11 protein-coding genes are annotated in these 11,885 nt (G+C 67.5%); 8 read left to right on the top strand and 3 right to left on the bottom strand.

Features of this window, described 5'->3' with window-relative positions:
• From N878_RS02345 to N878_RS02335, 3 genes are all read left to right on the top strand, one after another.
• On the top strand, positions 1 to 258 hold a 258-nt coding region (locus tag N878_RS02345), incomplete at its 5' end, for a helix-turn-helix transcriptional regulator (protein ID WP_031302622.1).
• Positions 259 to 528: 270 nt separating this feature from the next.
• On the top strand, positions 529 to 1,557 hold the full coding sequence (locus N878_RS02340) for a histone deacetylase family protein (RefSeq protein ID WP_021442077.1): 1,029 nt from the start codon (positions 529 to 531) through the stop codon (positions 1,555 to 1,557).
• A gap of 79 nt (positions 1,558 to 1,636) precedes the next feature.
• On the top strand, positions 1,637 to 2,731 hold the full coding sequence (locus N878_RS02335) for a polyamine ABC transporter substrate-binding protein (RefSeq protein ID WP_021442076.1): 1,095 nt from the start codon (positions 1,637 to 1,639) through the stop codon (positions 2,729 to 2,731).
• A 31-nt stretch (positions 2,732 to 2,762) separates the two neighbouring features.
• Here the strand turns inward: N878_RS02335 and N878_RS02330 are convergent, their stop codons facing one another.
• Positions 2,763 to 3,740, bottom strand: a complete 978-nt coding sequence (locus N878_RS02330; RefSeq protein WP_021442075.1) for a GlxA family transcriptional regulator — start codon at positions 3,738 to 3,740, stop codon at positions 2,763 to 2,765.
• 139 nt (positions 3,741 to 3,879) lie between these two features.
• Between N878_RS02330 and N878_RS02325 the strand changes: the two genes are divergently transcribed.
• Positions 3,880 to 4,722: a S9 family peptidase gene (locus N878_RS02325; RefSeq protein ID WP_021442074.1), complete on the top strand. Its 843-nt coding sequence runs from the start codon at positions 3,880 to 3,882 to the stop codon at positions 4,720 to 4,722.
• Between the two features lie 26 nt (positions 4,723 to 4,748).
• On the opposite strand, the gene N878_RS02320 is transcribed toward N878_RS02325, so the two are convergent.
• On the bottom strand, positions 4,749 to 5,651 hold the full coding sequence (locus tag N878_RS02320) for a LysR substrate-binding domain-containing protein (protein WP_021442073.1): 903 nt from the start codon (positions 5,649 to 5,651) through the stop codon (positions 4,749 to 4,751).
• 333 nt (positions 5,652 to 5,984) lie between these two features.
• Between N878_RS02320 and N878_RS02315 the strand changes: the two genes are divergently transcribed.
• The gene (locus N878_RS02315; protein WP_021442072.1) at positions 5,985 to 7,409 is read left to right on the top strand and encodes an aspartate ammonia-lyase; all 1,425 of its coding nucleotides are present in this window, start codon (positions 5,985 to 5,987) and stop codon (positions 7,407 to 7,409) included.
• Between the two features lie 121 nt (positions 7,410 to 7,530).
• Entirely contained in the window at positions 7,531 to 8,790 is a 1,260-nt protein-coding gene (locus tag N878_RS02310) for a dicarboxylate/amino acid:cation symporter (RefSeq protein ID WP_177342866.1), read from the top strand.
• Positions 8,791 to 8,952: 162 nt separating this feature from the next.
• Here N878_RS02310 and N878_RS02305 read toward each other — a convergent pair whose 3' ends face one another.
• Positions 8,953 to 9,771: a helix-turn-helix transcriptional regulator gene (locus tag N878_RS02305; RefSeq protein ID WP_021442070.1), complete on the bottom strand. Its 819-nt coding sequence runs from the start codon at positions 9,769 to 9,771 to the stop codon at positions 8,953 to 8,955.
• 161 nt (positions 9,772 to 9,932) lie between these two features.
• On the opposite strand from N878_RS02305, the gene N878_RS02300 reads away from it, so the two are divergent.
• On the top strand, positions 9,933 to 11,381 hold the full coding sequence (locus tag N878_RS02300; RefSeq protein WP_021442069.1) for a sodium:alanine symporter family protein: 1,449 nt from the start codon (positions 9,933 to 9,935) through the stop codon (positions 11,379 to 11,381).
• 69 nt (positions 11,382 to 11,450) lie between these two features.
• The coding region (locus tag N878_RS02295; protein WP_021442068.1) for an asparaginase domain-containing protein at positions 11,451 to 11,885 on the top strand (435 nt) is incomplete at its 3' end.

Raw genomic sequence — 11,885 nt, 5'->3', positions numbered from 1 at the left:
GCGCCGCCGGGGCTGGAGGCGCTGGCGCAGCAGCTGCACTGCTCGCCGCGCACCCTGCGCCGCCACCTGCAGGAGCTGGGCACCAGCTACCAGGGCCTGCTCGACGAGCTGCGCTTCGAGCGTGCCAAGGCCCTGCTCGGCCAGCAGGACTGGCCGGTGTACCGCATCGCCGAGGCGCTCGGCTTCAGCGAGACCGCCAGCTTTCGTCATGCCTTCCAGCGCTGGAGCGGCGTGCCGCCGAGTCGCTTTCGCGCGTAGGGTGGATGGCGCTTTATCCATCCACCAGGGCCATGTGAAGGAAGGTGGATGAGAAGAGCGTCATCCACCTGGAACCAATCGGCGCGCATGGCGAACCCTGGCCGCAATCCGGGACAGGGTGTCAGGCATTCCCGGATTGCATCCGGGCTACGACGGCAGGGCCAGCGCAGTTTGGCCATTTCGATCCCCTTTTGGCCGTTGCCAGCGTTTTCCGCCGGGGCGCGGCGGGCGAACAATTGCGGCACAACAACAAGCCCGGAGCCGCCTCGCATGCTCACCTACTACAGCGACGACCACCACCTGCACCACGGCAAGTGCGAACTGATCGATGGCCAGCTGATGCCCTGCTTCGAGAAGCCGCAGCGCGCCGACCATATTCTGGCCCGCGTTAAGCAGCGCCAGCTCGGCGAAGTCCGTGCGCCGCGGGATCTCGGTTTGGCGCCGATCGAGCGCATCCACAGCAAGGCCTACCTGGAATTTTTCAAAGGGGCCTGGACGCGCTGGCAGGAGCAGGGCGGCAAGGGCGACCTGCTGCCCTTCACCTGGCCGGCGCGCACCCTGCGCCGGATCATCCCCAACGACCTGCACGGCCAGCTCGGCTACTACAGCTTCGACGGCGGCGCGCCGATCACCGCCGGCACCTGGCAGGCCGCCTACAGCGCCGCCCAGGTGGCGCTCAGCGCCCAGCAGGAGATCGCCAAGGGCGCCCATAGCGCCTTCGCCCTGTGCCGGCCGCCGGGCCATCATGCCGCCGGCGACCTGATGGGCGGCTACTGCTACCTGAACAACGCCGCCATCGCCGCCCAGGCCTTCCTCGACCAGGGGCGCAAGAAGGTGGCCATCCTCGATGTCGACTACCACCACGGCAACGGCACCCAGGACATCTTCTACCGCCGTAGCGATGTGCTGTTCACCTCGATCCACGGCGACCCGGCCGAGGAGTTCCCGTTCTTCCTCGGTTACGCCGACGAACTGGGCGAGGGTGCGGGCGAGGGCTACAACTTCAATTACCCGTTGCCCATGGGCAGCTCCTGGGAAACCTGGAATGCCGCGCTGGAGCAGGCCTGCCAGCGCATCGCCGAGTACGGCGCCGAGGTGCTGGTGGTGTCGCTGGGCGTGGACACCTACATGGAAGACCCGATCTCGCAGTTCAAGCTCGACAGCCCGGACTACCTGGCCATGGGCCGGCGCATCGCCGCGCTCGGCCTGCCCACACTGTTCGTCATGGAGGGCGGCTACGCGGTGGAGGCCATCGGCGTCAACGCGGTCAACGTGCTGGAAGGCTTCGAGGGCGCCTAGGGCGGCCTGTCCGCCCAAGGGCGGGCAAGGCGGCGCCAGGTCCACCCCCCATTTCATAACGTCTGCAAGGGTGAATACGATGACAACGATCAAACACCTGCTCGGCGCCGCTCTGTGCGGCGCTACCCTGCTCAGCGGCGCGCTGCAGGCCAAGGAACTGCGCGTGTACAACTGGGCCGACTACATCCTGCCGTCGGTGCCCAAGGACTTCCAAAAGCAGTCCGGCGTGCAGATCACCTGGGACACCTTCGAGACCAACGAGGCGCTGGAGGCCAAGCTGCTCACCGGCAACTCCGGCTATGACCTGGTGATCCCTTCCAACCAGTTCCTCGAAACCCAGATCAGGGCCGGCGTGTTCATGCCGCTGGACAAGTCCAAGCTGCCCAACTGGAAGAACCTCGACCCGGTGCTGCTCGGCCTGCTGGAGAAGAACGACCCGGGCAACCAGTACGGCGTGCCCTACATGTACGGCACCGTGCTGCTCGGCTACAACCCGGACAAGGTCAAGGCCGCCCTCGGCGACGATGCCCCGGTCAACAGCTGGGATCTGGTGTTCAAGCCCGAGTACATGGAGAAGCTGAAATCCTGCGGCGTGGCCATGCTCGACTCGCCCACCGAGATCATCCCCATCGCCCTGCATTACCTGGGCCTGGACCCCAACAGCGCCAATCCCGCCGACTACGACAAGGTCACCGAGCTGCTGCTCAAGGTGCGTCCCTACGTGGCCTACTTCCATTCCGCCAAATACATGACCGACATCGCCAACGGCGACATCTGCGTGGCCATCGGCTATTCCGGCAGCTTCTACCAGTTCGCCAACCGCGCCAAGGAAGCCGGCAACGGCGTGGTGATCAACTGGCGCCTGCCCAAGGAAGGCGCGCCGATCTGGTTCGACACCTGGGCCATTCCCAAGAGCGCGCAGAACGTCGACGAGGCCCATGCCTTCATCAACCACCTGCTCGAGCCCCAGGTGATCGCGCCGATCAGCGACTTTCTCGGCTACCCCAACCCCAACGTGCCGGGCATGCAGCTGGTGGGCAAGGCGATTGCCGCCGACGCCGACCTGACGCCGACGCCGGAGCTGCAGAAGTCGCTGTACGTGGTGCAGCCGCTGCCGCAGAAGATCGAGCGGGTGCGTACGCGGGCCTGGACCTCGATCAAGTCGGGCAAGTGAGCGGCGACCGGGCGCCCCGCTGGCGGGGCGTTCAGGCCAGGCGGTTGAAGCGTCGCCGGTAGGCGCCCGGCGACAGGCCGACGCGCTCCTTGAACAGGCGGCGGAAGGAACTGCCGTCCTCGTAGCCGACCTGCTGGGTGATGCGCTCGAAGTTCTCCTGGCTGGCCTCCAGCAGGTGCTTGGCCCGCTCCAGCCGCAGGCTCTGCAGGTACTGCACCGGCGTCTGCCCGGTGGCGTCCTTGAAGCGGCGGATCAAATGGCGCGGGCTCAGGGCGAAGCGCGCGGCGACCTCGTCGAGGACGATGCGCTCGGCGCTGTGCTTCTCCAGCCAGATCTGCACCCTGAGCACCTCGGCGTCCTGGTGCGCCTTGTTGAACGAGGCGCTCATGTAGGGCGTCTGCAGGCGCTCGGCGCTGTCGACCAGGAGCTTCTTCGAACACTCGATGGCCAGCTGCGGCGAGGCGAAACGGCGGATGATGTGCAGCAGCAGGTCGCTGCCGGTGGTCGAGCCGGCCGAGCACAGCAGCTGGCCGTCGTCGGTGACGCTGCGTTCGGCCTGCAGCAGCACCCGCGGAAAGCGCCGGGCGAACTGCTCGCTGAAGATCCAGTGGGTGGTGGCGCGGCGACCGTCGAGCAGGCCGGCCTGGGCGGTGACGAAGGCGCCGGTGCACATGCTGGCGATGTAGCTGCCCTGCGCATGGCGCTCGCGCAGCCAGGCGCTCAGCGGCTCCAGGGCCGGCAGCACGGCGAGGATGTTGAACATGAAGCCGGGCACTATCACCAGATCGCTGTGCGGCACCTCGCTCAGCGCTCGCTGCGGGCTCAGGCGCAGGCCGCCGGTGCACTCGACCGGGGCGCCGTCGAGGGAGGCGCTGTGCACCTCGAACGGCGTCGCCGCCGGGTCGCCGGTGAGAAAGCGCTGCAGCACGTTGGCGCATTCGAGAAACTCCAGCGCCGCCGAGACGCTGGTGGCCGAGCAGCGCTCGGCCATCACCACCGTGACCTTCATCCTTCCCGCCCCGCTGGCGGAATTATCCGCCTGTTATTGGTCGTTTTTGCCCATGGTGAGGCGCCGCTGCACTTCCTAGCATGGCCTCACCCGGGCGCCACTGGCGGCCCGCGACTCATCAGGCAGGAGAACAGCGGCGATGAAACATACAGCCTACCGGCTCTTCAAAAAACCCTTTTTCGGGCGCTTCATGAAGCCCTGGCGCTGGCCCGAACAGGTCGATGCGGCGCGTTGGCAGCGCCTGGTGCTGACCAGCGAATCGGGTGCCAGCCTGGCCGCGCTGCTGGGCGAGGCGCGCGCGGGGCAGGTGCGCGGCGCGGTGCTGCTGTGTCACCCGATGGGCACCGCGGCCAAGGGCTTCTGGCTCAAGCACGGGCACGCCGAGCTGCTGCGCGCGGCCGGTTATCACGTGATGCTGTTCGATCTCAACGGCTTCGGTGAGAGCAGTTCCACCACCATGGACTACCCGCTCGACGTGCTCGCCGCCGGGCAGGCGCTGCAGGCACGCTACCCGGATCTGCCGGTAGCGCTGCTCGGCGCCTCGATGGGCGCGGCCATGGGCCTGTGCGCCCTGGCGCTGGCGCAGCATCCGTTCAAGGCGGCGGTGCTGGAGTCGGCCTTCCCCACCCTGCTGCACTTCTGGCGGCCCTACCCGCTGCCGCGCCTGGGCATCCAGCTCAGCCGCCTGCTCTATCCGGCCGGCGAACGCCGCCTGCGTCCGCTGCATGCCGCGCAGCGCCTGGTCGGCCGCCCGCCGCTGCTGCTGATCTACGGCGAGGAGGATCGCCACACCCCGCTCGCGGACGGCCAGCAACTGCACGCGGCGCTGACCGCCGCCACCCAGTGCGAGTTCTGGCAGGTGCCGGGTGCCGACCATACCCTGGCCTATGTCGCCCAGCCGGAGGCCTATGCGCGGCGGGTGCTGGAGTTTCTCGATGGCCAACTGGGCGCCGCGGCAAGCCCGAGCTGTACGGCGGCGTAGGGTGCGCCGCGCGCACCCCCGAACACCTACATGGCCAGGCCACCCTCCAGCTTGCGCCACAGCAGGCGCACCGCGGCCTTGCGTACCAGGGCGCAGCGGTACAGGCGGATCTCCAGCGGGATCTGCCAGTGCTCGCCGCCGCAGATCGCCAGTTCGCCACGGGCCAGTTCGGCGGTGACCGACAGCCGTGGCACCCAGGCCACGCCCATGCCCTGCAGGGCCATGCTCTTGAGGCTGTCGGCCATGGCGGTTTCGTACACCGTGGTCGAGCGCAGCGCGCGCTGGCGCAGCAGCAGGTTGACCGAACGACCGAGGAAGGCGCCGGCGCTGTAGGCCAGCAGTGGCACGCTCTGCCCGCCGTCGAGGTCGAACAGCGGCGCGCCGGCTTCGCCGACCGCGCACACCGGCAGCATGGAGGTGGTGCCCAGGTGCAACGAGGGGAAGATCTCCGGGTCCATCTGCAGCGCGGCGTCCGGGTCGTAGTAGGCGAGGATCAGGTCGCAGGCGCCTTCACGCAGCGAGTGCACCGCTTCGCCGACGTTGGTCGCCACCAGTCGGGTGGTCAGTGGCAGGCCTTCGCGGCGCAGGCGGGCGATCCATTCGGGGAAGAAGCCCAGGGTCAGCGAGTGGGCGGCGGCAATCGACAGCATCTCGCCCTGCTGGCCTTCCAGGTTGTGCAGGTGGCGCACCACTTCGCCGAGCTGTTCGACCAGGCTGCGCGCGGTGACCAGAAACAGCCGGCCGGCTTCGGTGAGTTCGACGGGTGTGCAGGAGCGGTCGACCAGGGTCAGGCCGAGCATGCCTTCCAGGCTGCGGATACGTCGGCTGAAGGCCGGCTGGGTGACGAAGCGCTTTTCCGCGGCCTGGGAGAAGCTGCGGGTGGCGGCCAGGACGATAAAGTCCTCCAGCCATTTGGTTTCCAGGTTCATCGTAGGCTTCCGAGGCTTGCACGAGGCGTAGGGTGGGTTAGCGCCGCTGAACGCGGTTCGACAGACGCAGCTGCCGTGGTGCGTCGCGTAACCCACCGGGCGATGGATCACGTTGCGCCGATGCTGGGTTACGCCGCGTCTCGAACGAGGTGATGTTCGCCAATGGCAGCATGCGGCTAACCCACCCTACGTTTGCCGCCATCCCGCAGTCACACCGACATTATGCCGATTGTGCATAGGGCAGCAAGCAACGGCATTGGCCGAGCTAGTGGCTGAGCCCATAGTCTATGGGCATCGCGGCACTCGCCGCATTTCCCAAGAGCCATCCCCATCATGTCCTCTGCTGCATCTGTTCGCGTCGAAAAAGACCTGCTCGGCACCCTCGAAGTCCCCGCCGATGCCTATTACGGCATCCAGACCCTGCGCGCCGTGCAGAACTTCCGCCTGTCCGGCGTGCCGCTGTCGCACTACCCGAAACTGGTGATCGGCCTGGCCATGGTCAAGCAGGCCTCGGCCGACGCCAACCGCGAGCTGGGCCACCTGTCCGCCGCCAAGCACACGGCGATCAGCACCGCCTGCGCGCGCATCATCCAGGGCGAGTTCCACGAGCAGTTCGTGGTCGACATGATCCAGGGCGGCGCCGGCACCTCGACCAACATGAACGCGAACGAAGTCATCGCGAACATCGCGCTGGAGGCCATGGGCTTTGAGAAGGGCCAGTACCAGCACCTGCACCCGAACAACGACGTGAACATGGCGCAGTCGACCAACGACGCCTACCCGACCGCCATCCGTCTCGGTCTGCTGCTCGGCCACGACAGCCTGCTCAGCGCGCTGGACAAGCTGATCCAGTCCTTCGCCGCCAAGGGCCTGGAGTTCGGCCACGTGCTGAAGATGGGCCGCACCCAGCTGCAGGACGCCGTACCCATGACCCTCGGCCAGGAATTCCGCGCCTTCGCCACCACCCTCGGCGAAGACCTGCAGCACCTCAAGCTGCTGGCGCCGACCCTGCTCACCGAGGTCAACCTGGGCGGCACCGCCATCGGCACCGGCATCAACGCCGACCCGAAATACCAGGCCCTGGCGGTCAAGCGCCTGGCCATCATCAGCGGCCACCCGGTGGTGCCGGCGGCCGACCTGATCGAGGCCACCAGCGACATGGGCGCCTTCGTGCTGTTCTCCGGCATGCTCAAGCGCACCGCGGTCAAGCTGTCGAAGATCTGCAACGACCTGCGCCTGCTGTCCAGCGGCCCGCGCACCGGGATCAACGAGATCAACCTGCCGCCGCGTCAGCCGGGCAGCTCGATCATGCCGGGCAAGGTCAACCCGGTGATCCCCGAGGCGGTCAACCAGGTGGCCTTCGAGGTGATCGGCAACGACCTGGCGCTGACCATGGCGGCCGAGGGCGGCCAGCTGCAGCTCAACGTGATGGAGCCCTTGATCGCCTACAAGATCTTCGACTCGATCCGCCTGCTGACCCGCGCCATGGACATGCTGCGCGAGCTGTGCATCGACGGCATCACCGCCAACGAGGCGCATTGCCGTGCGCTGATGGAGAACTCCATCGGCCTGATCACCGCGCTCAACCCCTACATCGGCTACGAGAACGCCACCCGCATCGCCAAGGTCGCCCTGGACAGCGGGCGTGGCGTGCTGGAGCTGGTGCGCGAGGAGCAGCTGCTGGACGAGGCCACCCTGGCCGACATCCTGCGCCCCGAGAACATGATCGCCCCGCGCCTGGTTCCGCTGCAGGGCTGATCTTCCTGGCAACACCCGCGCCGCCCTCGTTCGAGTGCGGCGCGTTGCTTTCCGCCCTAGCCTGCCGGGCGGCACCGCTGAAGGCCGCACAGACGGCCCCACAACAACGACAATCCGGGTGATAACCATGAGTCAGAGCAATACCGCTTCCCTCTCCCTCCTTGCGCGCGTGCCGCTGTGGCAGCAGATCCTCGTCGGTCTGGCCCTCGGCGTCGCTGTCGGCATGCTGTCCAAGAGCGGCGCCCAGGCGCTGGCGCCAATCGGCGCGCTGTTTCTCAACGCGATCAAGATGCTGATCGTGCCGCTGGTATTCGTCTCCCTGGTGGCGGGCATCACCGCCATGAGCGACAGCGCCAAGCTCGGCCGCATCAGCGTCAAGACCATCGCCATCTACCTGATCACCACCGCCTTCGCGGTGAGCATCGGCCTGGCGTTCGGCGCCCTGTTCAGCCCCGGCGAGGGCATGCACATGGTCGCCAGCGGCAGCGAGGAGGCCAAGCAGGCGCCCTCGCTGGTGCAGATCCTGGTGGGCCTGGTGCCGACCAACCCGGTCACCGCCTTCGCCGAGGGCAACATCCTGCAGATCATCGTGTTCGCCATCGCCCTGGGCGTGAGCATGAACCTGATCGGCGACAAGGCCGCGCCGGCGGTCAAGCTGTTCGACAGCCTGGCCGAGGTGTTCTACAAACTCACCGACTTGGTGATGCGCCTGGCGCCGATCGGCGTGTTCGCGCTGATCGCCGGCGTGGTCGCCGCCCACGGCATCGAGGTGCTGCTGCCGCTGGCGAGCGTGATCGGGGTGATCTACCTGGCCAGCATCGCCCATATGCTGCTGGTCTACGGCGGCCTGATCGGCGGCCTGGCGCGCCTCAGCCCGCTGCGCTTCTTCCAGGGCATCGCCCCGGCGCTGGCGGTGGCCTTCAGCACCTCGAGCAGCGCCGGCACCCTGCCGGTGTCCATCGAATGCGCGCGCAAGAACCTTGGCGTGTCGCAGGGCGTGGCCGGCTTCGTGCTGCCGGTGGGCGCCACCATCAACATGGACGGCACCGCCATCTACCAGGGCGTGCTGGCGCTGTTCATCGCCCAGGCCTTCGGCGTCGACCTGAATGCCGGTCAGTACCTGATGATCATCCTCACCGCTACCCTGGCCTCGATCGGCACCGCCGGCGTGCCCGGCGCCGGCCTGATCATGCTCGGCCTGGTGCTGACCTCGGTCGGCCTGCCGCTGGAAGGCGTGGCGCTGATCGCCGGCATCGACCGCATCCTCGACATGGCGCGCACCACGGTGAACGTCGCCGGCGACCTGATGACCACCACCCTGGTGGGCAGCAGCGAGCAGGAGCTGGATCGCGACGTCTACAACAGCGACAACGCGGCCTGAACGACGATTTTCATAGGAGGCCTCACCAGCCTCGCTCCTCAGGGATGGCCTCGGCCATCCCTTTTTTTGCCGGCGCATTGCAGGGTGCGGCGTGCGCACCCCTTATCCACGCCAGCCGAGCACTGCTCTGGCCGATCCTGGCCATCACCGCATGGCGCCGCGCTATTCCAGCACGAACAGGCCGTCGTGCAGCTGGGTGCCGCTCAGGCGCTGGCGGATGTCATCGTCGATCCGCGCGTCGTCCGGGGCGTAGAGCATCAGCTGGCGGTAGGCGTTGACCCGGTTGATCTCGTTGCCCAGGTATTGCCAGACCACGCGGGTGCAGGCCGGGGTGCGCCGGTCGCCGCTGGACACCCCGGTCTTGATGCCGTTGAGGCGGGTGATGCGGCTCTTGAAGCTGGGGATGAGGATGGTCTGGCTGATCTCGTTGCCGGTCAGCGACTCGTAGTCGATGAGGAACAGCCGGTCCTGCAGGTAGAAGGCCGCGCCCAGGTAGCGGCAGCGCACCCAGTCCTCGGCGCCGCCGCGGGTGCGTTCCTGACGCTCCTGGCGTTCCTGGCGCTCGAACAGGTAGTTGCCGCGCTCCTCGCGCAGGTGCACCAGCGACAGCAGCACCTGGCCCGGCACCGACATGCAGTTGGAGTACTCGAAGTAGTAGCCGCAGTAGCGGCCCATCGGGCTGGCCTGCTGGCGCAGCGGCTCGAACAGCTCCAGCAGCGGGTCGCTGCCGGCCTGCGCCTGGGCGTCGGGGCTGCGTGCACCGACCAGGCGGGCGAACTGCTCGCTCGGCATGGCCAGCTCGAAGGGTTCGACGCCGAAGAAGTCGCAGATGCGCTTGAGGTTGTGCGCGGTCGGCCGGCTCTGCCCGGCCAGGTAGCGGTTGAACTGGGCGCGGTTGAGCGACAGTTTGCGGCACACCTCGGCGATCGAGCGGTAGTGGCTGCACAGCAGTTTCAGGTTGGCGCCGAGGGCATCGGACATGAGGGCGTACCGGCTGATGCAAGTGACGCGATTCTAGCATCAACTCGCGTCAGGTCGCCGCGACCCGCGAAATTGTCTGGCAAGGCCCCTATCGCCAACCATTCGCCAGCCGCCCGGCGGGGCTGCATTCCCATTCAGAACAACAAGAGAGAAAGCCTCCCATGCTCGATCTTCTCAACGACCTTATCTGGAGCAAGCTGCTGATCGTGATGCTGATCGGTCTCGGCCTGTACTTCACCGTCGCCTCGCGTTTCGTCCAGTTCCGCTACTTCAGCAGCATGTTCCGCATCTTCGCCGAGGCCTTCCAGCGTCAGCCCGGCCAGCTCAGCTCGTTCCAGGCACTGATGCTCTCGGTAGCCGGCCGCGTCGGCGCCGGCAACATCGCCGGCGTGTCGGTGGCGATCATGCTCGGCGGCCCCGGCGCCATCTTCTGGATGTGGGTCGTGGCCCTGGTCGGCATGGCCACCAGCTACTTCGAGTGCTCCCTGGCGCAGCTGTACAAGCGCCGCGAAGCCGACGGCAGCTACCGCGGCGGCCCGGCCTTCTACATCCAGCACGGCCTCGGCCAGCGCTGGCTGGGCATCGTGGTGTCGATCCTGCTGCTGGTGACCTTCGGCTTCGGCTTCAACGCCGTGCAGTCCTTCACCGTGGCCAGCTCGCTGCACGACACCTTCGGCCTGCCCACCATCGTCAGCGGCCTGATCCTGACCGCGGTGATCGGCCTGATCATCTTCGGCGGCATCAAGCGCATCGCCAGCATGGCCGACGTGCTGGTGCCGGTGATGGCCTTCTCCTACATCGGCATGGCGCTGGTGGTGATCGGTCTGAACCTGCCCGAGGTGCCGGCGGTATTCGCCCTGATCGTCAAGAGCGCCTTCGGCCTGGAGCCGGCCTTCGCCGGCGGCATCGGCGCGGCGATCATGATGGGCGTCAAGCGTGGCCTGTTCTCCAACGAAGCGGGCCTCGGCAGCGCGCCGAACGTGGCCGCGGTGGCCGAGGTCAAGCACCCGGCCGCGCAGGGCATCGTGCAGTCGCTCAGCGTGTTCATCGACACCCTGCTGGTGTGCACCAGCACCGCGCTGATCATCCTGCTCTCCGGCGTCTATCAGCCGGGCAGCGAAATGGCCGGCGTGGTCCTGACCCAGACCGCCCTGGCGGCCGTGGTCGGCGAGTGGGGCCGGGTGTTCGTCAGCCTGGCGCTGCTGCTGTTCGTCTTCACCACCCTGATCTACAACTACTATCTCGGCGAGAACGCCCTCGGCTTCTTCAGCCAGAAGCGCATGCCGGTCATCGTCTACCGCGTGCTGGTGGTGTGCCTGGTGCTGTGGGGTTCGGTGCAGGATCTGGGCACCGTGTTCGCCTTCGCCGACGTCACCATGGGCCTGCTGGCCATCTGCAACCTGGTGGCCCTGGCGCTGCTGTTCAAGGTCGGCCTGCGCCTGATGCGCGACTACGACAGCCAGATCAAGGCTGGTGTAGAGTCGCCGGTATTCGACGCCAAGCAGTTCGCCGACCTGGACCTCGACCCGGCGGTGTGGACCGGCCAGGCGGCCAAGCCCGTCGTCGCCGCGGACCCGGCCGAGATCGGCGACCGGGTGCACCAGCGTTGAGTTGACCCAAGCAAGGAAGGAGGGGGCCAAGGCCCCCTTTCTTTTGCCCGTGATTTGCGAGGAGAGTCCATGGCGACCCCTGAGAAACTGCTGGTGCTGTACACCGGCGGCACCATTGGCATGCAGATGAGCGAAGCGGGCCTGGCGCCGGCCTCCGGCTTCGAGGCGCGGATGCGTGCGCAGCAGGCCGAGGAGGCGCAGGGCGAGCTGCCGCAGTGGCAGTTTCGCGAGCTGCTGCCGCTGATCGACAGCGCCAACATGAACCCGGGCCACTGGCTAGCCCTGCGCGACGCCATAGTCGCCGCCGTCGAGGTCGACGGCCATGATGCCGTGCTGGTGCTGCACGGCACCGACACCCTGGCCTACAGCGCCGCGGCGCTGAGCTTCTTGCTGCTCGGCCTGGGCGTGCCGGTGCTGCTGACCGGCGCCATGCAGCCGGCCGGCGTGGCCGGTGGCGACGCCTGGCCCAACCTGTTCGGTGCCATGCGCGCGTTGCGGCGCGGT

Source organism: Pseudomonas sp. EGD-AK9 (assembly GCF_000465935.2).
Taxonomy (GTDB): domain Bacteria; phylum Pseudomonadota; class Gammaproteobacteria; order Pseudomonadales; family Pseudomonadaceae; genus Aquipseudomonas.
The sequence above is the reverse complement of the archived record's forward strand: the minus strand, read 5'-3'. Positions and strand labels throughout refer to the sequence as shown.

Coding starts and splice junctions, on each gene's coding strand:
- N878_RS02315 (WP_021442072.1), top strand. CDS start 5,985: ATGTCCTCTGCTGCATCTGTTCGCGTCGAAAAAGACCTGCTCGGCACC.
- N878_RS02330 (WP_021442075.1), bottom strand. CDS start 3,740: ATGAAGGTCACGGTGGTGATGGCCGAGCGCTGCTCGGCCACCAGCGTC.
- N878_RS02320 (WP_021442073.1), bottom strand. CDS start 5,651: ATGAACCTGGAAACCAAATGGCTGGAGGACTTTATCGTCCTGGCCGCC.
- N878_RS02305 (WP_021442070.1), bottom strand. CDS start 9,771: ATGTCCGATGCCCTCGGCGCCAACCTGAAACTGCTGTGCAGCCACTAC.
- N878_RS02340 (WP_021442077.1), top strand. CDS start 529: ATGCTCACCTACTACAGCGACGACCACCACCTGCACCACGGCAAGTGC.
- N878_RS02300 (WP_021442069.1), top strand. CDS start 9,933: ATGCTCGATCTTCTCAACGACCTTATCTGGAGCAAGCTGCTGATCGTG.
- N878_RS02335 (WP_021442076.1), top strand. CDS start 1,637: ATGACAACGATCAAACACCTGCTCGGCGCCGCTCTGTGCGGCGCTACC.
- N878_RS02325 (WP_021442074.1), top strand. CDS start 3,880: ATGAAACATACAGCCTACCGGCTCTTCAAAAAACCCTTTTTCGGGCGC.